Source organism: Ruegeria sp. AK4, from assembly GCF_056541025.1.
Genome location: NZ_JBQFXS010000032.1, coordinates 1 through 20,735, shown reverse-complemented (window position 1 = coordinate 20,735; position 20,735 = coordinate 1). Strand labels below are relative to the sequence as shown.

The window sequence follows — 20,735 nt, the reverse complement described above, 5'->3', positions numbered from 1 at the left end:
TTATGCGGCCTTTTCGTTGGTCGAGGGGCTGTCATTGTGGGACCAGAAGTAAACCGTCGCTGGCTCCGGCTCCCAGACGCGGGCCTCTTCGATACCCGGCAGGTTCACCAGCGCCCGGTATTCGCTGCCAAAGGCCACGTATTGATCGGTTTCGGCCATCACCGCAGGCTTACAGGCGATCGGATCGCGGACCACGCCGAACCCATCCTTGGTGCCGACGACAAAGGTGAAGAAGCCATCCAGATCCTCAAGGCTGCTTTCCAGCGCCTCACCCAAGGTGGCCCCGTTCATCATCTTCCAGGTCAGATAGGCGGCTCCAACCTCGGTATCATTCTCAGTTTGGATCACTACACCTTCACGGCGCAGTTTGCGGCGCAATGAATTGTGGTTCGACAGCGAGCCGTTATGAACCAGACACTGATCTGGCCCAGTGTTGAACGGGTGCGCGCCCATCGTCGTCACGGCAGACTCTGTAGCCATGCGCGTGTGACCAATACCATGCGTGCCGCTCATACTGCTGATGTCAAAGCGCGCGGCCACGTCTTTGGGGAGGCCTACTTCCTTGTAGATCTCCAGCATCTCACCTCGGCTCATGATCCGGACTGAAGGTCGGATTTCTGCCAACGCGACCCGTGCCGCTTCAAACTGCCCGGCCGGAACGTCCAGCACAGTGTGCGTGTCATTATCAGTCTGGCTTACCACCACGCCCAAGTGCTGCCCCAGCTCTTCGGCTAGATCGGCAAAGTCGTCCTTGGGATTGGGCGACTGCAGTGTCACCTTGGTCTTACCACCTGATTCCTCGCCATAAATCGCTATCCCCGCGCTGTCGGGGCCGCGATCCGTCATCGTGATCAGCATGTCTGTCAGCATATTGCCCAGTTGGGGCGCAAGAGACTGGTCTTTGAGGAATAACCCAACAATTCCGCACATGGCTGGCAGATCTCCTTGTGTGTTTCGCTATGATTCTACGGTACCAACAATTCAAACGGACATCAATAATCATAGGAAATAAATTTTCCTGAGAGGCAATGGGCAAGAATTTAGATTTATGCCCATTGCCAGCTTTCAAAGCCGGATCAGTATCGTTCCAGCTGTGCTTTCACTTTTTCTTCGTCGCCAGTGTGGCGGGCCTTCTCGAGGTGTTCACCTTCTCGGATAAATTGGATGCGATGCCAGCCGATCCAGAATACGACGCCCACAATGACCATCAGAACTTCGTAACCTTGGAAGGGATAGATTGGTCCGACTTCGGCCAGATCCACGGCCCAGTTTGTATATCCATTTGTAGACATATCTTTCTCCCTTACTTAGCTGCTACGCCACGCGCAGCCAATTCTTCTTTGTCGGCTGCAATGATCGCGGCTTTGGCGTCCTCATAGGCATGGTGTTCAGCGTAATCGAGGCCCTGAAGTTCGACTTCTTCCGGAATTCGAAGAACACCTGCGGCCGACTGGATTTTCGCAAGAATCCAACCAGGCAAGAAGCCAAGAACAAAGAACATGATGACCGCGCCGGTGATCTGGCCGACCGGGTTGATCGTTGCATAGCCTTCATATGGCGAAGAAGGTACGCCCCACAGGACAAAGCCAGAAATCACCAGGCCAACGAATCCTGCATAACCATGCACAGCAACGGCACCAACGGCATCATCCAGCTTGAACCGACGCTCGACCCAATAGTGCAGCTTGTACACGATCACGACACCGATCGCGGCGATGATCATTGCCTGCACCGGGTGATAAAGATCGTTACCCGCAGATGCAGTGATAATACCGGCCAGTCCGCCCGAGAACGTCCAAAACGCGTCACCTTTGGAAACAACATACGCTGCCATCAACCCGCCAGACAGAGACATCAGGAAGTTGAAGGTAATCGCGGACAGCGTGGTCGGAGCCAGATAGATATTGGTCGCAGTCCACGTGACGCCCGTAATCTGACCGTCAATTGCTTCCGGAGATATCGCGGGAACATTGCATGCGGCATAGAAGCCCCAGAAACCCGTGTAGATCAGGAATATCCCGATTGTCAGTAGCCAAGGGTTATGTGGCGGAATATCCCGCGGGGTTCCGTCTTTGGCAAACTTGCCTAGGCGGGGACCCAGAACCATGATCACCCCAAGTGCGTAACCGCCTGCGATTGCGTGAATAACCCCGGATGCGTAAGCATCGTGGTACCCAAGAACGCGCACCATCCAACCGCCGTAGTGCCAACCCCACGCGGCGTCGATGATCCACCAGACTGAACCAATCATCACGGCATGGACCCACAAGGCCGAAGATCTAATCCGCTCGATCACAGAGCCAGATACAATCGAGGCTGCCGTCCACGAGAACAGCAGGAACGCCGCCCAGAAGACGCCGGTGATTCTGTCGCCCAGATTGGTCGCCATGGTGTCGGCCCATGGCAGATTTGCAGCGCCCGCTTCAGTATCTAAACCGCCCCAGAACGGAAAGTTCGGAAAGGCCCAGTAAATCCACCAGCCGAAGAAGAAGAACGTGACCGTCACCAGCGGGATGATCATGATGTTTTTCATCAATGTGTGCATATGGTTACGGGCACGGCTGGCACCGACCTCGTACATGCAAAAGCCCACATGGATGAGGAACATGAATACGACCGTTACCCAGTAATAGAACTCGGTAAAGACCGTCGTGAGTGCATTTAGATTACCATCCACTTCGTAGTCTCCCTGTTGTTGCAGCAGGAGGTCTTTCTGCGAGAAATTTCCTGCCGGGAATAATTATGCACTCAGGGGACAATTTCATTCACGACCTGTCAATAGATATGTGGGGCAAACCTCTTTAAGACCAGTAATTCGCGCAGGTTTTTTGATGCCAGCCAAGTGGCTATAGCGTTGATAAATAAGCACTTATGTAACTCTCGCGCACCCTACCCAGGGTGCGAAAATTGCAGGCTAATATTCCCAACAGGAAAAAAATCTGCACAGAGGTGTTGATTTTCGATCCGACTTCGGCCTCAATATGGTCAACAAAAAGCAATCAACGGGAGAGCTGAACAATGGCCATTCTTTGGAGGACGTCCGCCCTTGCGCAGCGCCATGCCGAGATCGGCGGCGAGTTGGAAGACTGGAACGGTATGGGAACCGCGTGGTTCTATGACCACAGCCCGGAACGCGCAAAAGCAGATTACGAGGCGATCCGCACCAAGGCAGGGCTGATGGATGTGTCAGGTCTGAAGAAGGTTCATGTGGTCGGCGAAGATGCGGCTTATGTCATTGACCGTGTCACTACGCGGAATGTGGAAAAAATCATGCCGGGCCGGTCGACTTATGCGTCGATCCTGAATTCCGAAGGTAAGTTTGTCGACGATTGCATCATCTACCGCCTGTCGGTGAACACCTGGCTTGTCGTGCACGGCACCGGGACAGGGATGGAACAGCTGACATCGGTGGCCGCTGGTAAGAATTGTTCGGTCATTTTTGACGATGATATGCACGACATGTCGCTGCAGGGTCCGGTAGCGGTGGATTTCCTGGCCAAACACGTTCCGGGGATCCGGGAACTGGCCTATTTTGGCATCATGCAGACCAAACTCTATGGCTGCCCGGTGATGATTTCGCGGACCGGTTATACCGGCGAGCGCGGGTATGAGATTTTCTGCCAGGCCAAGCACGCTGTGCATCTGTGGGACAACATCCTTGCCGAAGGCAAGGACATGGGCATTGTTCCGGTCCAGTTCTCGACGCTCGATTTGCTGCGCACCGAAAGCTACCTGCTGTTTTATCCTGGGGACAACTCGGAAACCTATCCATTCGACGACCAAACCTGCGGCGATACTTTGTGGGAGCTGGGTCTGGAATTCACAGTTTCACCGGGCAAGACCGGATTTATCGGCGCCGAGAACCACTACGCCTCGCAAGGCAAAGAACGGTTCAAGATCTATGGTGTCAAACTGGACGGCACCACACCGGCGGAAGAGGGTGCTGACCTGCTGCAGAACGGCGAAAAGGTCGGTGTTGTCACCTTCGGCATGTATTCCGAAATCAATGGGCACAATGTAGGTATCGCGCGGATGCCGGTTGCCTGCGCGTCACCCGGCACCCAGCTGACGGTCCGCAACGGCGATGGGACAGAAATAGCGGCGACTGCGGAAGAGATGCCGTTCTACGATCAGGACAAATCGATCAGAACCGCAAAAGGCTGAGTTTCAGGGGGCGCAACGGGCACACCGTGGCGCCCTTTTCCTGTTTGAGGGCACAATGTCAAAGTTCGAATTTCCCAAGTCAATCGCAAGCCGCCCGGTCTGGGGAACGCTAGAGGTTCGCCCGGGCGAACATCACCTCATGATCGCTGAGGCCGAAGGGGCCGAAGCCATCCTTGACATAGCGACACCCGATCTGATGGCTAAAACCCATTTGATCTTTATCCCAAAAGGCACGGATTTCTCGGAAAAGCTGCAGGCGCTGAACCCTGCGCAATTCTACGAAGGTCCGTCTTATTCAGCCGCGCTGCACCGTATTCGCCGCGTGTTAGAGGACGCGCATATGGGATTGCAGGTCTATCTAACCGGCACCGAGGGCATGATGGGGCAGGCCATGAACGAGGTGATGGCCGTCGGTCTTCCGCATACTGCGATTCAGACCGAACACCGCGGCTCGGTCGCGCGCCGGATGCAATGCGTGCATTGCAAAGGCGTCACCGAAGATGTCGAGGTCGATCCGTTTATCTGCGCGCACTGTGGGCTAAATCTGTTTGTACGCGACCACTATTCCCGCCGTCTTGCCGCTTATCAGGGTGTCCGCGTTGATGCCGAGGACCATGGTAATGTGCCTGAGCCGAAGGGGATTTACGAATGAGTGGTGCCGAGAAAATTCAGGTCAAAGTGACCGAAATCACCCCTTTAAACGAATTGGTGACGCGATTCCGGTTCGAACGCGTTGATGGTGGTCAGTTGCCGACCTTTTCGGGCGGAGCGCATACTGTTGTCGAAATGCAGGACGGTGGTATCACGCGGCTTAACCCGTATTCCCTGATGTCCGACCCGTTTGATCAGTCGTCTTATACCGTCTCGGTCCGGCGCGACGATCAGGGCAGGGGTGGCTCGTTGTTCATGCACCGCCAGGTCAAACTGGGCGATGAAATGACCATTAGCTATCCGGTCAACCTGTTCTCGCTTGATCTGCGGGCCCGCAAGCACCTGTTTCTGGCCGGTGGCATCGGTATCACCCCGTTTCTGGCGCAGATCAAACAGCTAGAACTTCTGCACGGTCATTGGGAACTGCATTATGCGTGCCGTAACAATGCGTTGGCATCTTATGCCGATCAACTGACAGACAGGCATCCAAACGAAACACATCTGTACTATGACGACCAAAATCAACAGATCGATCTGAAAAACCTGCTGAGCGGGCAACCTTTGGGCACGCATGTCTATGTCTGCGGCCCCAAAGGCATGATCGATTGGGTGCGCGGCACTGCTGCTGCCGAAGGCTGGCCCGAGGATTGCGTGCATTACGAAGAGTTTCTGGCACCGCAGCCCGGCAAACCGTTCGAAGTGCGCTTGGCAACATCGGACAAGGTCATTCATGTGGGTGAGAACGAAAGCCTGCTGGAAGCCATCGAACGCGAAGGCGTGGATGCGCCGTATCTGTGCCGTGGCGGGGCCTGTGGTCAATGCGAAACCGTTGTGCTGGATCACGACGGAAACTTTGTTCATCGCGATCACTGGCTGACGGACGAAGAAAAGGCAGCAGGCAAGAAAATCATGCCTTGCGTATCGCGTTTCGAGGGCCAGTCCCTCGTGCTGGACCGCTGAGAGGAGGCCCAACATGACCATTCAATTCAACGACGAGTCCTTCCGCGACGACTATACGTTCCACAACTCGGAATGGGCGATCAAACGCTTTCCTTTCCCGTTTCACGAAGACAGCTATATGTATTCGGTCAACATGGAGCAGCACAGGGGCGGACCCGAGGGCTCGGTCTATGAAATGCGGTTCGATGTAGACGAACACTATGTCTCGGAAATGAAAGACCGGGCCATCGTTCTGGATCAAGACCCTCTGCGTTGTCAGTCACTGCCGCATATGACCTTGGCGGGTTGGGACCTGCTGGAACTGATCATGGTCAGCAAGTCGGAAGACTACCCTGACCTGTTCGAGCTGCACCGCAACGGCAATCAGTGGCGCTGGATTAACAAGCCGCTAGGCATTGATCACAGTTTTACCTTCATGGACGAAACCACCCTGCCATACGGTCCGATGGAATACATCACGCGACAGGCACAGGGCGATTTCGCTGTGCTGGATCAGCGGGATGAGATGTTGTGGATGGATGCCGGGATGGTAACGACCCAGGCAGACTGGAGCCTGGATTTCGACATCGGCATGAACTTTTTCGAATGGCATGCGCCAGTTCCGAAAGCCCATGAGATGGGAATTTTCAAGCGCGCGCTGAAATTCCTGCTGAACATTCAGCAAGGGGCACCGGCGCGTCGTCTGAACTGGACGATGACAGTGAATCCTTTGCTGGATACCAGCCCGGAGAACTATCACAAATGGGGTATTCAGAAGACTACGTTGACGCCTGAGAACATCGCTCACAAGCAGCATCTTCGGGTTGAGCTACAGACCTTCTTCCGGTTGCCACGGTCCAACGCGCTGGTATTTCCGATTCGCTGTTATCTGTGCAGTTTTCAGGATCTGATGACGGTACCGAAATGGGGTCGCCGCTTGCATCGTGTTATCCGCGATCTTCCGGTTGAGTTGGCCACCTACAAAGGGTTTATCGACAACCGTCCAATGATGCTGGACTACCTCAGCCAGTTTGACGACGGTCTTCCAACCTCACCGGGTGTGTGGCCGGATCTGGAAACGGAACCGCCTTTGTCAAAGTAAACGGGTATCGCGGCGGTCATGACTGGTCCGGACAAGACAATTTGGCAGGTACTCGGCAACGACTCTGCCGTGTATGACGTATTAGCCTTACTGCGTTCTTCGTTCCGATACATGGATGGCCGGATCGACCCACCGTCCTCCGTCCATCGGCTGACTGTTGAAGGTATGCAGGCACATTGTCATGCCGGGGGTGAAATTTGGGTTATTGGCCGTCCGCTTATTGGCTGCATGTTCCTAATGCCAAAGTCTGGCAGGCTGTATATGGGAAAACTGGCGGTGTACGAGCGGATGCGCGGGCAGGGCCTGTGTTCGGCGATGGTCGACCATGCCGCGCGTCGGGCCGCGGCCCTTGAATTGCCCGAGCTTGAGTTGGAAACCCGTATCGAACTCACCGAGAATCATCGCGTGTTTTCACGCCTTGGTTTCACGATCGTGAGTACGGGAACGCACGAAGGTTACGATAAACCCACCGATTTCCTGATGCGCAAGCCGGTCAATTTGTCTGCGGATAGCTAATCACAGAAATGTATCTTGCCGGCAGGCTGACCAGTTTCTCTGGTCCATGCGGGGCATCCGCGTCAAAAAACAGGGTGTCGCCGGGTTTCAATGGATAGTTCTTTTCTCCGTGGCGATAATCGACTTCTCCCTCCAACATGTAGATTGTTTCAATCCCACCGTGCTGGAACGTCGGAAAGACATCGGATTCTGCGGTGAGCGTGATCAAATACGGCTCGACAATCACGCCTGACCCGTTGGCGCCAATATGACCCAACAGATTGTATTGATGATTGGCGCGGGTTCCTTCGCGCTCAAGCTCTACACCCTCGCCTGCTTTTGTGTGAACGGCTTCCCGGCGTTCCTCGAACTGGCGGAAGAAGCTGGTCAGAGGAACCGAAAGTGCGTCGGCGAGTAATTGCAGCGTCGTCAGAGAGGGCGACGTGTTGCCGTTTTCGATCTTCGACAACATGCCGATTGACAATCCTGTCAGTTGGGCCATTTCAGCGACGGTGATGTTTTGCTGTTTACGAAAGGCTCGGACCTCGCGGCCAATCGCTACTTCGAGCACCTTTTCACGTTCACTCGTTCGAACGGAATGCGGATCCTGAGTCAGATTTCCCACCATTTCTGTGTCGCGTTTTTTCAATGTTTCGCCTTCAATGCCTTGCTACACTTTTCCGAACCAACGGCGCAAGCAGCTGCGCCGTTTCAGCCAATCCAATTCGGGCTATCATAGCACCTATTTTTCCTGATAGTAAAATAATCATGCTGGTAGAAAAATGTAACGAGATTGGATTCTTGTTGTTCGACGGATTTCCGATGGCCTGCTTGACTTCGGTCATTGAACCTTTGAGAGCGGCAAATGAAATAGCGGGACAAGAGGCATTTTGCTGGTCATTGGTGACGGAAGACGGGGGCAAAGTCAGATCTAGCGCCAATGTCCGGTTCGAGGCTGAGCGCGACCTGTCCGACTGCCAGTCGATTGATATTCTGTTCCTGCTCAGCAGCCCGACTTCAAAGTTTCAGAATCCGACCCAGGGTGATGGAGCATTACGCATGCTGGCGCGCCACGGAACAATTCTGGGCGGGATCAGCGCAGGCGTGTTTCCGTTGGTCCGCTCAGGCGTCATGAATGGTCATCCGGTGTCGGTTCACTGGTGTTACGAGGCGGCCTTTGAGGCCGAGTTTCCGAACATGGACGCCCGGCGCGAGGTTATTGTAACGGACAACTCTCGCTATACCGCAGCGGGGGCTGCGGCCGCGTTCGATCTGGCGCTGCACCTGATCGAGGATCGTCTGGGTGGTGATGTCGCGCATGAGGTGGCCTGCTGGTTTCAGCACCCGCTGATGCGAGGTGAAGGTGTACGCCAACAGGTTCCAGATACCAGCAGGCCCGACACGGGTGAAAAGCTGCCGCCGCTTGTGTCAAAATGCGTTGAGCTATACGCCAGCCGAATTGGCGATCCGTTGTCGATTGCCGAACTGTCACAGCAGGCCGGTGTCACGCCGCGCCAAATTGAGCGCGCCTTCAAACAGGCGACCGGTCAAAGCCCCAGCCACTATTTCCGCGCCATGCGCATGAAGGCGGCACGACAGATGGTGGTCTATACTAAAGACCCCATTGCCGACATCGCAGCCGCCATCGGCTTTAGCTCGGTCACACCATTAGTGACACATTACCGATCCGCCTTCGGGCTAAGCCCTAGCGAAGACCGCCGCCGCATTAACCGCTTCCGAGTCGAAGACAACGCACCGCTGCCTTCAAGCTGAGCGAGACGCTCAAAGAGCGGATTTCATCGCCGCCACAATGGCATGATGCAAAGACCCGGCCGAAGAACGAGGACCATACAGGCTAAACGATGCAGTGGACCTGAACAATACATAGCACCCGAGATGATGGATCGAAGTGCGGGCCGTCTCGCCCGCTCCCATTTTTCGGCAATCCAGATTGCATAGCAGCTCCAGAACCACAAGAACGTCTGCACCTTCCAGATCGAACCGAGTCCAGGCATCGGTCTGTTCTGAAACGGACGCAGTGTCGCCGACACGGTCTTTCGTTAGATGCGCCAGTTCTTCATGAGTATCGAACGGGGCCTCGACCATCCACTGATCCGGTCCGGTCCAGAAGGCCGTGATCATGTCGCCCGCGACTTGCCCCACATCGGGGGCCGATGCGCCGATCAGCTTGGCCAGCGCCGTCCGGGCCGCGTCTTCGCGACCGGCACGCGCCGCGACCGAGGCCAGCGCAACGGCGGGCACCTCGGTACAGGTGACGCTTGCGACCGTGTCAACACGAGGGTCAGATCCGCCCAGGGCGGTTATTGCAACAAGATCATGCACGAAGCCGTTCTCCCTCGGGGTCGACGAAATGGGCCGAGACGATCTCGACCTCGACAGTCAGATCGGTCAAAGGCGACACAAGGCGCATCTTTTCGCCTTGGCGCTCATCGCCGTTCTTCAAAAAGCCCAGACCGATGTGACGATCCAGCGAAGGCGAGAACGCGGCCGAAGTGACATAGCCCTGATCATGTGCCGCATCGACCGGGCCGGATGCATCCATCAGATGCGCGCCGGCGGTGATCTTGTCTGCGGCACTTACGGGTTTGACGCCAACCATTTTCAGCGCGTCAGCCACATTCAACCCCTCGCGCTCGGACAGGGTTGAACCGATACTGTCCTTCTTCTTTGACACCATCCGGCCCATACCAAGGTTCAGCGCCGTGGAGGTGCCGTTCAGCTCATTGCCGGCGGCGTGCCCTTTTTCGATCCGCATGACGCTCAAAGCTTCGGTGCCATAGGGCACAACATCGAACTCTGCGCCCTCGGCCATAAGACGCCGCATCAACGCATCGCCATAGCGTGAGGGAACCGCGATTTCGAACGCCAGCTCGCCCGAGAAGGATATCCGGAACAGCCGCGCCCGTAGTCCGCCGCACACGGTGATGTTCCCGCAGGCCATGAACGGAAACCCTTCGTTCGAGATGTCGAATGCCGGGTCAACGATCTTTTGCAGCAGCTTGCGTGAGTTGGGACCAGCGACAGCATATTGCGCCCAGGCTTCGGTGGTCGAGATCAGTTGAACGTCCATGTCCGGGAACAGGCATTGCCGGACAAACTCCATATGCTGATAGACCTTGACCGCATTGGCTGTTGTTGTGGTGACCACGAAGTGATCCTCGGCCAGACGCGCGGCGGTGCCGTCATCCATCGCGATGCCGTCTTCGCGCAGCATCAGGCCATAGCGGGTTTTGCCCACAGCCAGCTTGGCGAAACCATTGCAGTAGATCCGGTTCAGGAACTCCGCCGCATCTGTGCCCTGCACGTCGATTTTGCCCAGCGTTGTGCAATCGCAGACGCCCACCGAGGCGCGAGTCTGGCGCACCTCACGGTCAACGGAGTCGCGCCAATGCGTCTCGCCGGGCAGGGGGAACCACTGCGCACGCAGCCAGTTGCCGACCTCGACAAACACCGCGCCGCGTTCCTTGGCCCAGTAATGCGAAGGCGTCAGGCGGGTCGGGTGGAATTCGGGCCCTTTCATCCGCCCGGCAAAGGTGCCGATGGGCACGGGGCTATAGGGCGGGCGGAAGATCGTCGTTCCGGTCTCGGGAATGGATTTCCCCGCCAGTTCCGCCATGATCGCCAGACCGCCCATGTTCGAGGTCTTGCCCTGATCGGTCGCCATGCCCAGCGTCGTGTACCGTTTCAGATGCTCGACCGAGCGGAACCCTTCCTGATGGCTGAGCTTCACATCCTTGACCGTCACGTCGTTCTGCTGATCCAGCCAAGCGCGGGCGCAGCCCTGAACATACCAGAAGGGCGTTTGCGAGATGGGAGCATCCTCGGCCTTGGGCAGATCGGGCAGCGCGCCAAGGTCCAACGCCTCGGCCGCCGCCTGGGCACCAGTGTGCAACGCGCCCTGCGTTGACATCGTTCCGTTGGCCGCCCCGGCGACTGTCAGGCCGGGCGGCAGGTCAGCGCCCGGGACAAAGGCCGCCAGATCCTCATTCCACGACGGACGCCCGCGCTGATGGCAGGTCAGATGCACGTTTGGGTTCCAGCCACCGGACACGCCAAGCGCGCCACAGTCCAACGTGCGCTTAGACCCATCGGCCAGTTTGACCTCGACAAAGCTGAGTCCCAGACGTCCCCTGGTATCGACGACTTGCGCGCCCGCAAGCACTTCGTATTCGTAGCTGATCGGCGCATCCGGTCGAACATCCACCACGGCCGCGATCTTGACCCCCTTGGCATGCAAATCGGCGGCGGTGCGATGGCCGTCGTCATTGTTGGTGAAAATCGCCACGCGCTGCGCCGCTGTCGCCGCGAACCGGTTGGCATAAGTGCGCATCGCGCTGGCCAGCATGACACCGGGGCGGTCGTTGTTCTCAAATGCGATGGGTCGTTCGGTCGCGCCCGCGCACAGTAGGGCGCGTTTGGAATAGATACGCCACAGGATTTGCCGGGGCTTGCCAGAAGGCAAAGTGGCAATGTGGTCACCGGTACGTTCAACCGCGCCATAGATGCCGTGATCAAAAGCCCCGATGACAGTTGTACGGGGCATCAGGCGAACGTTCGGCATTGCAGAAAGTTCAGACACTGTCTGTGTCACCCATTCGTCAGCCGGGTTGTCGTTCAGCGCAAATGTCTCGCTGTTCAGCCGCCCGCCAAGCGCGAAATCCTCATCAGCAAGGATGACGTCCGACCCGGCCCGACCAGCGGTCAGCGCCGCCGCCAAGCCAGACGGACCCGCGCCAATGATCAACAGGTCACAATGCCGGAAGCCCTTGTCGTACTCGTCCCGGTCCTCTTGCATCGAAAGCGAGCCCAGACCGGCGGCGCGGCGGATCATAGGTTCATAGAGTTTTTCCCAGAACGACGCCGGCCACATGAAGGTCTTGTAGTAAAACCCGGCCGACAGGAAATTCGAGAACCTGTCATTGATCGCCAGCGCGTCGAACTTCAGGCTGGGCCAACGGTTTTGCGATCGAGCTTCAAGCCCGTCGAACATCTCGACCGTTGTGGCGCGGGTGTTGGGCTCCTGCCGATTTCCCGAGCGTAGTTCGACGATGGCATTGGGTTCCTCGGACCCGGCGGTCAGCACGCCGCGCGGGCGGTGGTATTTGAACGACCGCCCCATCAGGCGCAGGCCATTGGCCAGCAGGGCCGAGGCCAGTGTATCGCCCGGATGTGCCGTGTAGCTGCGGTTGTCGAACTTGAAACTCAGGGATTTGGTGCGGTCGATTTGACCGCCGCTCAGTCTGTTGTCTTGCGTCATTTTGAACGCCCCTGTGCCCGGGCCACGTCACGGGCCAGTTCCACGTCTGTAATCTCATGCGTCACGGTGTTGCGCGTCACGACCAGCCAAGACCGGTCGCCGCCTTCGTGAAACCACAACTCACGATGAAGCCCTGCGGGATTGTCGCGCAGATAGGCGTAGTCATAAAACGCCTCGGCCGCATCTTCGGCCTGCCAGTCGGGGCGCGCGATCAGGGATGCGTCGCCCAGATAGACGAATTCCGAGCTGTCGCGCGGGCCCAGCAAGGGGTGGTGGATGATCATGGTGCTGTTCCCCTCAGTGCAGGTTGGGCTGGTTGCCCATGCCCTTTTCGTCAATCATATGCCCGGTGCGGAACCGGTCGAAGCGATAGGCGGTTGCGGTCGGGTGCGGCTCGTCCCTGGCCAGCAGATGTGCAAAGCAATGGCCCGAGGCCGGGGTCGCCTTGAACCCGCCGTAACACCAGCCGCCATTGAAATAGAGCCCCTCGATGCCGGTCCGGTCGATGATGGGCGAGCCGTCCATGGACATGTCCATGATCCCGCCCCACATCCGCAGCAGGCGCGCGCGACCGATCATCGGCATCAGCGCCATGCCGCCCTCGCAGACATCCTCGACCACGGGCAGATTGCCGCGCTGCGCGTAGGAGTTATATCCGTCCAGATCGCCGCCAAAGACCAGACCGCCCTTGTCGGATTGGCTGACATAGAAATGCCCGGCGCCAAAGGTGATGACGCCCGGCAGAACCGGCTTCAGCCCTTCTGAAACAAAGGCCTGCAGCACATGGCTTTCGATGGGCAGGCGCATACCGGCCATCCCCATCAGCCGCCCCGAATTGCCGGCAACGGCACAGCCAACCTTGCCCGCGCCGATGAACCCTTTGGACGTTTCGACACCCAGGCATTTGCCGCCTTCGATGCGAAAGCCCGTAACCTCGCAATTCTGGATGATATCGACGCCAAAACCATCCGCCGACCGCGCATAGCCCCAGGCCACTGCGTCGTGGCGCACGGTGCCGCCGCGCCGTTGCGCCAACCCGCCTTTGATCGGAAAGCGCGCGTCGTCAAAATTCAGGAACGGATATTCCCTGCGCACCTGCTCGGCATCCAGCAGCTCGGCATCCGCACCGTTCAGGATCATGGCGTTGCCGCGCCGGATAAAGGCGTCGCGCTGCGCGTCCGAGTGGATCAGGTTGATGATCCCGCGCTGGCTGACCATCGCGTTGTAGTTAACGTCCTGTTCCAGACCCTCCCACAGTTTCAGCGAGAACTCATAGAACGGCTCATTCCCGTCCAGCAGATAGTTCGAGCGGATGATGGTCGTGTTGCGCCCGACATTGCCGCCGCCGATCCAGCCCTTTTCGATCACCGCGACCTTTTGGTGCCCATAGATCTTGGCAAGATAATGCGCCGTCGCCAAACCATGACCTCCGCCGCCTATGATCACTATGTCATAGTGCGGTTTGGGTTCAGGGTCGCGCCAAGCGGGCTTCCAACCTTTGTGGCCGGTAAGCGCCTCTTTGATGACTTTGAAGCCAGAATATCGCATGGATCGGACCTTTTTCGTCAGATTCCACGCAGATCATCTGAATTGATACTCTCAAATCCGACATCGATTGCTTTGAATCAGACCTGAAGGCCGGCGAATTCACAACGCCTTACGTGTCAGTACCAAGCAGCAAGACCTGGATATCCGCAACATTGGTCCCGGTCGCGCCGGTTATCAGAAGGTCACCTGACAACGTCAGCGCCTTGTGACTGTCGTTGTTTGCCAAAAGGGCGGCAGGGTCATGCCCCGAAGCGCGGATTCGGCCGAACGTCCCAGCATCCACAATCGCACCAGCCGCCGGGGTGGGGCCATCGCGCCCATCCGTGCCGCCGCTGAGAAATACCCAGTTGCCGGGTATCGATCGTCCCTCCGCCAGTTGGGCGACCCGCAATGCCAATTCCTGATTGCGCCCACCGCGCCCGGTGCCTTGTAAGCGTACAGTAGTCTCACCACCAAACAGCAGAGCGATTGGACGCTCAGCAGTGGCAGACGGGATTGCTTGCAAAATCTGTTCCGCGGCATCTGACACGTCACCGATCAACGCGTCAGACGCAATTTCGGTGCGATAGGTCTGCGATGCACACGCATGTGCCGCTTCAAGGCTGATCATGTTCGATCCGATCAGATGATTGGTTGCTTCAGGCGCTATGGCCTGTTCATGAGTGTTTTGTTCCAGATGGGCGCGGGCAGATTTTGGCAACCGATGCCAGATACCGGCCTCGGTGCAGGTTCTGCGGGCGTCGGCGCGGCTTCCGATTGGAAGGGCGGTCGGTCCGCTGGCTACGGCACGCAGATCATCTCCGATCACATCCGACAGGATATAGGCCGTGACCGGGGCAGGTGAGCCGTGTCGCAAGAACCCACCGCCCTTAACTCGGCTCAGGTGCTGACGCACAAGGTTCATTCGCACGATGTCGAGCCCGGAAGACAGTAGAACCTCGTTGACCGTGATTTTGTCTGACAGGGTCAACCCCTTGACAGGCGCGGGAACCAAGGCCGATCCCCCGCCCGAGATCAGCGCTATAATCTGATCTTCCTCACGTGCTGCTTTGAGCAGTGCGATGATCTGTCTCCCGGCCTTCAGGCCGCGTTCGTCCGGGATGGGGTGCGCGCAGGTCAACACGGTCGCTCCGTCCACATCGGTCTGGTTTTCAGCATGTGTAACGGCCAGGGCGATGTGGTCGCCCTGAACATGTTGCAATGCCTCTGCCATCATGGCAGGCGCAGCTTTTCCAACAGCGATAAGGATACAGCGCCCGCCCTGTTTTGGTGCGGGAAATGGTGCCCTCCGCAATCGTCTGCGCAGCGAGACCGCCGGATCTGCGGCGGTGACCGCCGCAGCGAAGATGGCTGCGGCGCTATCCCACAGATTTATTGAGGATTGCCCAGTCATAGTGCGCTCATGCGGCAGCGATCTGACCCGCCTTTTCAACCAATACTTCAGCTTGACGGATTGAGGCATAGTCAATCAGGCGACCATCCAAAGACACGGCGCCTTTGCCGGACGCTTCGGCCTCGGCCATTGCCACAAGAATGCGCTGCGCTTTGTCAACCTCGGCGTCCGACGGCGACATGACCTCGTTCGCCAAGGCAATCTGGCTGGGGTGAATGGCCCATTTGCCTTCGCAGCCCAGAACTGCGGCGCGTTTGGCTGCGGCGCGATACCCGTCGGGGTCCTGAAAATCGCCGAACGGGCCGTCAATCGGGCGCAGCCCATTGGCGCGGGCGGCAACCACCATGCGGGCCAGCGCATAGTGCCACATATCACCCCAATGGGTCAGGCGCCCGCCGTCCGCGTCCGCGTCGGTCAGAACCGAATAGTCCGGGTTCACGCCGCCGATAATGGTTGTGCGGGCACGGGTCGAAGCGGCATAGTCCGCAACACCGAAATGTAGGCTTTCGTTGCGCTTCGACGCCCCGGCGATTTCGGTGACATTCTGCATCCCAAGCGCGGTTTCGATGATGTGTTCGAACCCGATCCGCTTTTTGTACCCTTTGGCATCTTCGATCTGCGTCACCATCATGTCGACGGCATAGACATCTGCGGCGGTACCAACCTTGGGGATCATGATCAGGTCCAGCCGTTCGCCCGCCTGTTCGACCACATCGACCACATCGCGGTACATGTAATGCGTATCCAGCCCGTTGATGCGCACCGACATGGTCTTGTTGCCCCAGTCGATGTCGTTCAACGCCTGGATGATGTTCTTGCGGGCCTGCTCTTTCTCGTCCGGTGCGACGGCATCTTCCAGATCAAGGAAGATCACGTCCACGTCGGACTGCGCGGCCTTTTCGAACATCCCCGGCTGGCTGCCGGGAACGGCCAGCTCGCTGCGGTTCAGGCGGGCCGGGGCCTGGTCAATGGAATGAAAACTCATGGGTTTGGGTCCTTCGTCCTAAAGGTTCGGATAGATCGGGAAACGTGCGCAGAGGTCTGCGACCTCGGCCTTGACCTTGGCCTCGACGGCGCTGTTGCCGTCTTCGCCATTGGCGGCCAGACCGTCGACCACCTCGATGATCCAGTCGGCGATCTGGCGGAATTCAACCTCGCCGAAACCGCGGGTGGTGCCGGCGGGGCTACCCAGACGGATGCCGCTGGTAATTGTGGGTTTTTCCGGGTCAAACGGCACGCCGTTCTTGTTGCAGGTGATATGCGCGCGGCCCAGGGCCTTTTCGGTGGCGTTGCCCTTGACGCCTTTGGGGCGCAGATCGACCAGCACCACATGGGTGTCGGTGCCGTGGGTCACCGTGTCCAGACCACCCTTGATCAACTGATCCGACAGCGCCTGCGCGTTGGTCACAACCTGTTGGATGTAGCTTTTGAATGCGGGTTGTAGCGCCTCGCCAAAGGCCACCGCCTTGGCGGCGATCACATGCATCAGCGGGCCGCCCTGAATGCCTGGGAAAATCGCCGAATTCACTTTCTTAGCGATATCTTCATCATTGGTCAGGATCATACCCCCACGCGGGCCGCGCAGGGTCTTGTGGGTCGTGGTCGTGGCCACGTGGGCATGCGGGAAGGGGCTGGGGTGTTCGCCCGCCGCCACCAGACCGGCGAAATGTGCCATGTCCACGTGCAGGTAGGCGCCGACCATATCGGCGATCTGGCGCATGCGGGCAAAGTCGATCACGCGCGGGATGGCCGAGCCACCGGCGATGATCAGCTTGGGCTGGTGTTCCTTTGCCAGCGCCTCGACCTGATCATAGTCCAGCAGGTTGTCCTGTTTGCGCACGCCATAATGGATCGCGTTGAACCATTTGCCCGACTGGTTCGGGCGGGCACCGTGGGTCAGGTGTCCACCGGCGTCCAGGCTCATGCCCAGAATGGTGTCGCCGGGTTTGATCAGCGCCTGGAACACCCCCTGGTTGGCCTGAGAACCCGAGTTCGGCTGCACGTTGACAAAGCCGCAGTCAAACAGCTGCTTGGCCCGGTCGATGGCGAGGTTTTCGGCGATATCGACATACTGGCAACCGCCATAGTAGCGCCGTCCGGGATAGCCCTCGGCGTATTTGTTGGTCATCACCGAGCCCTGCGCCTGCATCACGGCGGCAGAGACGATGTTTTCCGAAGCAATCAGCTCGATCTCATCCCGCTGGCGGCCCAGCTCGGATGTGATCGAACCGAAAAGCTCGGGGTCGCGGTCCGACAGGGATTGGGTGAAAAAACCTTGGGTGCGTTGCGGGGCGTTCACGTTGAAACCTCCTGTAAAGGGTTAGCCGGTCCAGCCAAGGCCAGCTGAAATAGCGTTCATGGATTGCAGCAAAGGCACAGGAACCGATCCTGCCTGCGGCTCGCTTCGGGCTTGTCGCAGCAGTTCGACTTGCAGCGCGTGAATGCGGGCCAGTTCGGCCCGTTTACGATCAAACCGCTCGCACAGACGAGGAAAACGACGACCGATGGTCTGACCGCCGGTCAGAAACTGCACTGCGCTGCAGGCACTGTCGTATTCCGTTTTGATAGCCTGCAAGATGCGTTGGCGGGTCTCCGTATCGGGGACCAATTCGCTGTATCGTGCGGCGATATCCATATCCGCCTGATAGAGCGATTTCTCCATCTCATCGACGGCGAGGCGGAACAGGCGAGAATCATTGAACATGTCCTGCAAGACTTCATCACCGCGCGCGCCACGGAATTTACGAAAGCTGGTCATGGCGGCGCCGAATCCGTACCAACCGGTGATCAGGTGACGGTTCTGCGACCACGCAAAAACCCATGGAATAGCGCGCAGGTCATCCAGACTGGCCGCGCCGAACCGGCGGGTCGGGCGGGACCCGATTTTCAGGCGGGCAAGCTCTTCGACCGGGCTGGCTTGCTGGAAATAATCCAGAAAGCCCGGCATCTGCAGAAGCGATACATAGGCCGTCTGCGACAGTTCCGATAGGGCATCCAGCGCGTCGTCGAACTCGGGACGGCAGGGGGATTCGCCGGGGTTGGCGGTATGGCGCAGTGTGCTTGAAAGCAGCAATTCCAGATGCGCCGCAGCCGTACCGCGGTTGGCATATTTGGTTGAAACAACCTCGCCCTGTTCGGTCACGCGCAACCGCCCAGAAATTGTTCCACTGGGTTGCGCAGCGATGGCGCGTCCGGTAGGTGCGCCGCCCCGGCTGACCGAGCCACCGCGACCATGAAAAAATGTGGCCTTGAAGCCTTGCGAGGCCAGAACCGACACGATTCGGCGTTGGGCTCGCTCCAGCTCCCATGTTGAGCAGAAATAGCCGCCGTCTTTGCCGCTGTCCGAATATCCCAGCATCACCTCGATCACGTTACCGTCGGTTTTGAGGCTGCGGCGGGCAAGCGGAACGCCCAGAACATCCAGCAGGATCGCCGGGGCGTTGCGCAGATCGGCAATCGTCTCAAACAGCGGAACCACCGAAATATCCAGTGTTTCGGACCCGAACCCGGCATAACGGGCCAGCAGGTAGACGCCGAGAATATCATCGGCAGAACGGGTCATGGACAGGATGAACGGGCCGATTGCCTTGGGATCTGGCCCTGATCGCACGCTGTGGACCAGCGCCAGAAGGGCGAGCAATTCCTGTGCCTGATCGCTCAGCGCGTCGCGGCTTTGATAAGGCAGGTTCTGATCCGACAATTCGGTTCGCAAACGGGCAGACCATTCGGCCGTACCATAGTCCGGAGCCTGCCCGGATTGTGACCAGATTTCGGCCAGAACATCGGTTGTGACGGTCGAATTCTGGCGGATATCCAATGTTGTGGTTCGGAACCCAAAAACCGTCGCGGCACGGCGCAAGGGACGGATATGCCGTCGCGCCAGAATATCGGCGTTGACCGCACACAATGCGTTATCAAGCGCATCAAGATCGCTCACGAATTGTGAGATGTGATCATAACCGCCATCTGTCAGCCGATGGCGAATGGCATTGAGAGCTTGCCGAAACGGCTCGTTTCGATTGCGGCCAGCATCCGGAGACCGGTCGGTTATTTCTTGTATGCGCGCCCTGTTGAGCTCGGGCAGCGGCAATATGAGTGCACTGATACTCAGCCTGCTTGCAGCCTGTTCGAGGGCCTGACGGTACAGGTCCAGTACCGTTTCACGCCCGCGTTGCAAAGCCAGCGCGGTCATCTCTGTCGTGACATTCGGATTGCCGTCCCGATCGCCGCCGATCCAGCTGTGAAAGCGGATATCCGGTTTTTCGTTCAGAGTCTGGCCCAGCACATGCAGGCAGGCCTGATCGAACCGATCCATGACCTGCGGGACGGAGTCAAAGATTGCATCCCGGAAGAATTGCAGCCCCCACTCGATCTCATCGTGCAGGCTTGGGCGTGTCAGGCGAAGTTCACCCGTCAGCCACAGAAGATCGATCTCACCTTCCAGGCCATTCAGCAATTCGGCGCGTTCGGTCGGGGTCCAGCGTTGGGTTTCAAGACCGACGAGGTTGCGGTAAATCCGACGGTGGATTTCCAGTACAGTGACCCGTTTGGCCTCGGTCGGATGCGCGGTCAGGGTGGGACCGACACACAGATCAGCGGTCAGCTTTTCCGTCTGGCGATCCGTCAGGGACAGGTCAGACAATACCTCGGCGAATCCGCCTTCGACCGCTTCGGCCCCGTTTTGGGTCTCGGTCAGGCGACGGTCCCGGACTTCTGCGTTTTCATCAATGATGCGCAACAGTTGGAACCAGATCGACAGGGCCTGCAAGTATGGCGTTGCTTCAGGTCCGGTGGGGATGGGTTGCAACGGCGTGGCCTCGGCCCAGGTCGCCACGTGGGGCGCCCGTTTCAGCAAAATGTTCCGCCACAACACTCGCAGTTCCGAGCGCAACCCTTCGGCATAATTCGAAGGTTCCGGGGTGGGCTGAATATTCCGCGCCAGTGCTTGCATCAGATCACCTGATCCCGCGGAGTGCGGCCCGCAAAAAAGTCGCTCAGGTTATCCAAAACGCGGAATCCCATGGCTTCGCGGGATTCGCGCGTCGCACTGCCCAGATGGGGCAACATCACTAGATTGTCGCACTGCAGCAGGTCCGGGCTGATCCGCGGTTCGCCGTCGAACACATCCAGCGCCGCGCCGCCGATCATGTCGAAAGACAGCGACT

Annotated in this window: 20 protein-coding genes; 6 read left to right on the top strand and 14 right to left on the bottom strand. The window is 58.2% G+C overall.

Annotated features, from left to right (window positions below):
• From ACR0EZ_RS24415 to ACR0EZ_RS24405, 3 genes are all read right to left on the bottom strand, one after another.
• Window positions 1-930, bottom strand: coding sequence for a class II glutamine amidotransferase (locus ACR0EZ_RS24415; RefSeq protein ID WP_480617399.1), 930 nt, complete (start codon window positions 928-930; stop codon window positions 1-3).
• 146 nt (window positions 931-1,076) lie between these two features.
• Entirely contained in the window at window positions 1,077-1,292 is a 216-nt protein-coding gene (locus ACR0EZ_RS24410; protein ID WP_170694316.1) for a hypothetical protein, read from the bottom strand.
• Window positions 1,293-1,303: 11 nt separating this feature from the next.
• The gene (locus ACR0EZ_RS24405; RefSeq protein WP_170712938.1) at window positions 1,304-2,677 is read right to left on the bottom strand and encodes an ammonium transporter family protein; all 1,374 of its coding nucleotides are present in this window, start codon (window positions 2,675-2,677) and stop codon (window positions 1,304-1,306) included.
• Window positions 2,678-3,018: 341 nt separating this feature from the next.
• Here ACR0EZ_RS24405 and ACR0EZ_RS24400 point away from each other — a divergent pair, with 341 nt between their 5' ends.
• From ACR0EZ_RS24400 to ACR0EZ_RS24380, 5 genes are read left to right on the top strand one after another with little or no spacing between them, the layout of a single operon-like run.
• Window positions 3,019-4,164: an aminomethyl transferase family protein gene (locus ACR0EZ_RS24400; RefSeq protein WP_480617398.1), complete on the top strand. Its 1,146-nt coding sequence runs from the start codon at window positions 3,019-3,021 to the stop codon at window positions 4,162-4,164.
• Window positions 4,165-4,219: 55 nt separating this feature from the next.
• The gene (locus ACR0EZ_RS24395) at window positions 4,220-4,816 is read left to right on the top strand and encodes a dimethylamine monooxygenase subunit DmmA family protein (protein WP_480617397.1); all 597 of its coding nucleotides are present in this window, start codon (window positions 4,220-4,222) and stop codon (window positions 4,814-4,816) included.
• Window positions 4,813-5,775 (top strand): PDR/VanB family oxidoreductase, encoded by a 963-nt coding sequence (locus tag ACR0EZ_RS24390; protein WP_170694312.1) that lies wholly within the window; start codon window positions 4,813-4,815, stop codon window positions 5,773-5,775. Before ACR0EZ_RS24395 ends, ACR0EZ_RS24390 begins: the two co-directional genes overlap by 4 nt.
• A 13-nt stretch (window positions 5,776-5,788) precedes the next feature.
• The gene (locus ACR0EZ_RS24385; protein WP_353013980.1) at window positions 5,789-6,856 is read left to right on the top strand and encodes a heme-dependent oxidative N-demethylase family protein; all 1,068 of its coding nucleotides are present in this window, start codon (window positions 5,789-5,791) and stop codon (window positions 6,854-6,856) included.
• A gap of 18 nt (window positions 6,857-6,874) precedes the next feature.
• Window positions 6,875-7,372, top strand: a complete 498-nt coding sequence (locus tag ACR0EZ_RS24380) for a GNAT family N-acetyltransferase (RefSeq protein WP_480617396.1) — start codon at window positions 6,875-6,877, stop codon at window positions 7,370-7,372.
• Here ACR0EZ_RS24380 and ACR0EZ_RS24375 read toward each other — a convergent pair.
• Both ACR0EZ_RS24375 and ACR0EZ_RS24370 read right to left on the bottom strand, forming a co-directional pair.
• Window positions 7,350-7,979 carry an XRE family transcriptional regulator gene (locus tag ACR0EZ_RS24375; RefSeq protein ID WP_170713352.1) on the bottom strand — a complete coding sequence of 210 codons (630 nt, stop codon included), beginning with the start codon at window positions 7,977-7,979 and terminating at the stop codon, window positions 7,350-7,352. The two genes, ACR0EZ_RS24380 and ACR0EZ_RS24375, sit on opposite strands and share 23 nt — an antisense overlap.
• Before the next feature lie 31 nt (window positions 7,980-8,010).
• The gene (locus ACR0EZ_RS24370; RefSeq protein WP_480617395.1) at window positions 8,011-8,196 is read right to left on the bottom strand and encodes a hypothetical protein; all 186 of its coding nucleotides are present in this window, start codon (window positions 8,194-8,196) and stop codon (window positions 8,011-8,013) included.
• A 58-nt stretch (window positions 8,197-8,254) separates the two neighbouring features.
• On the opposite strand from ACR0EZ_RS24370, the gene ACR0EZ_RS24365 reads away from it, so the two are divergent.
• On the top strand, window positions 8,255-9,124 hold the full coding sequence (locus ACR0EZ_RS24365; protein WP_480617393.1) for a GlxA family transcriptional regulator: 870 nt from the start codon (window positions 8,255-8,257) through the stop codon (window positions 9,122-9,124).
• A 9-nt stretch (window positions 9,125-9,133) separates the two neighbouring features.
• On the opposite strand, the gene ACR0EZ_RS24360 is transcribed toward ACR0EZ_RS24365, so the two are convergent.
• From ACR0EZ_RS24360 to ACR0EZ_RS24320, 9 genes are all read right to left on the bottom strand, one after another.
• The gene (locus ACR0EZ_RS24360) at window positions 9,134-9,694 is read right to left on the bottom strand and encodes a sarcosine oxidase subunit gamma (protein ID WP_480617392.1); all 561 of its coding nucleotides are present in this window, start codon (window positions 9,692-9,694) and stop codon (window positions 9,134-9,136) included.
• On the bottom strand, window positions 9,687-12,629 hold the full coding sequence (locus ACR0EZ_RS24355) for a sarcosine oxidase subunit alpha family protein (protein WP_480617391.1): 2,943 nt from the start codon (window positions 12,627-12,629) through the stop codon (window positions 9,687-9,689). Before ACR0EZ_RS24355 ends, ACR0EZ_RS24360 begins: the two co-directional genes overlap by 8 nt.
• Window positions 12,626-12,913: a sarcosine oxidase subunit delta gene (locus ACR0EZ_RS24350; RefSeq protein ID WP_480617390.1), complete on the bottom strand. Its 288-nt coding sequence runs from the start codon at window positions 12,911-12,913 to the stop codon at window positions 12,626-12,628. Before ACR0EZ_RS24350 ends, ACR0EZ_RS24355 begins: the two co-directional genes overlap by 4 nt.
• A 13-nt stretch (window positions 12,914-12,926) precedes the next feature.
• Window positions 12,927-14,177, bottom strand: a complete 1,251-nt coding sequence (locus ACR0EZ_RS24345) for a sarcosine oxidase subunit beta family protein (protein WP_480617388.1) — start codon at window positions 14,175-14,177, stop codon at window positions 12,927-12,929.
• A 109-nt stretch (window positions 14,178-14,286) separates the two neighbouring features.
• Complete coding sequence (locus tag ACR0EZ_RS24340; RefSeq protein WP_480617386.1) at window positions 14,287-15,570, bottom strand: glycerate kinase type-2 family protein; 1,284 nt, start codon at window positions 15,568-15,570, stop codon at window positions 14,287-14,289.
• Between the two features lie 7 nt (window positions 15,571-15,577).
• Window positions 15,578-16,555, bottom strand: coding sequence for an HpcH/HpaI aldolase/citrate lyase family protein (locus ACR0EZ_RS24335; RefSeq protein ID WP_170694303.1), 978 nt, complete (start codon window positions 16,553-16,555; stop codon window positions 15,578-15,580).
• Window positions 16,556-16,573: 18 nt separating this feature from the next.
• Entirely contained in the window at window positions 16,574-17,869 is a 1,296-nt protein-coding gene (gene glyA / locus ACR0EZ_RS24330) for a serine hydroxymethyltransferase (RefSeq protein WP_480617385.1), read from the bottom strand.
• A 21-nt stretch (window positions 17,870-17,890) separates the two neighbouring features.
• On the bottom strand, window positions 17,891-20,521 hold the full coding sequence (locus ACR0EZ_RS24325) for a phosphoenolpyruvate carboxylase (protein ID WP_480617384.1): 2,631 nt from the start codon (window positions 20,519-20,521) through the stop codon (window positions 17,891-17,893).
• Window positions 20,521-20,735 (bottom strand): NAD(P)-dependent oxidoreductase (locus ACR0EZ_RS24320; RefSeq protein ID WP_480617383.1); only part of this gene is annotated, 215 nt, incomplete at its 5' end. The genes ACR0EZ_RS24325 and ACR0EZ_RS24320, both read right to left, overlap by 1 nt.

Coding starts and splice junctions, on each gene's coding strand:
- ACR0EZ_RS24415 (WP_480617399.1), bottom strand. CDS start 930: ATGTGCGGAATTGTTGGGTTATTCCTCAAAGACCAGTCTCTTGCGCCC.
- ACR0EZ_RS24410 (WP_170694316.1), bottom strand. CDS start 1,292: ATGTCTACAAATGGATATACAAACTGGGCCGTGGATCTGGCCGAAGTC.
- ACR0EZ_RS24400 (WP_480617398.1), top strand. CDS start 3,019: ATGGCCATTCTTTGGAGGACGTCCGCCCTTGCGCAGCGCCATGCCGAG.
- ACR0EZ_RS24395 (WP_480617397.1), top strand. CDS start 4,220: ATGTCAAAGTTCGAATTTCCCAAGTCAATCGCAAGCCGCCCGGTCTGG.
- ACR0EZ_RS24390 (WP_170694312.1), top strand. CDS start 4,813: ATGAGTGGTGCCGAGAAAATTCAGGTCAAAGTGACCGAAATCACCCCT.
- ACR0EZ_RS24385 (WP_353013980.1), top strand. CDS start 5,789: ATGACCATTCAATTCAACGACGAGTCCTTCCGCGACGACTATACGTTC.
- ACR0EZ_RS24380 (WP_480617396.1), top strand. CDS start 6,875: ATGACTGGTCCGGACAAGACAATTTGGCAGGTACTCGGCAACGACTCT.
- ACR0EZ_RS24375 (WP_170713352.1), bottom strand. CDS start 7,979: ATGGTGGGAAATCTGACTCAGGATCCGCATTCCGTTCGAACGAGTGAA.
- ACR0EZ_RS24370 (WP_480617395.1), bottom strand. CDS start 8,196: ATGACCGAAGTCAAGCAGGCCATCGGAAATCCGTCGAACAACAAGAAT.
- ACR0EZ_RS24355 (WP_480617391.1), bottom strand. CDS start 12,629: ATGACGCAAGACAACAGACTGAGCGGCGGTCAAATCGACCGCACCAAA.
- ACR0EZ_RS24350 (WP_480617390.1), bottom strand. CDS start 12,913: ATGATCATCCACCACCCCTTGCTGGGCCCGCGCGACAGCTCGGAATTC.
- ACR0EZ_RS24345 (WP_480617388.1), bottom strand. CDS start 14,177: ATGCGATATTCTGGCTTCAAAGTCATCAAAGAGGCGCTTACCGGCCAC.
- ACR0EZ_RS24340 (WP_480617386.1), bottom strand. CDS start 15,570: ATGACTGGGCAATCCTCAATAAATCTGTGGGATAGCGCCGCAGCCATC.
- ACR0EZ_RS24335 (WP_170694303.1), bottom strand. CDS start 16,555: ATGAGTTTTCATTCCATTGACCAGGCCCCGGCCCGCCTGAACCGCAGC.
- ACR0EZ_RS24325 (WP_480617384.1), bottom strand. CDS start 20,521: ATGCAAGCACTGGCGCGGAATATTCAGCCCACCCCGGAACCTTCGAAT.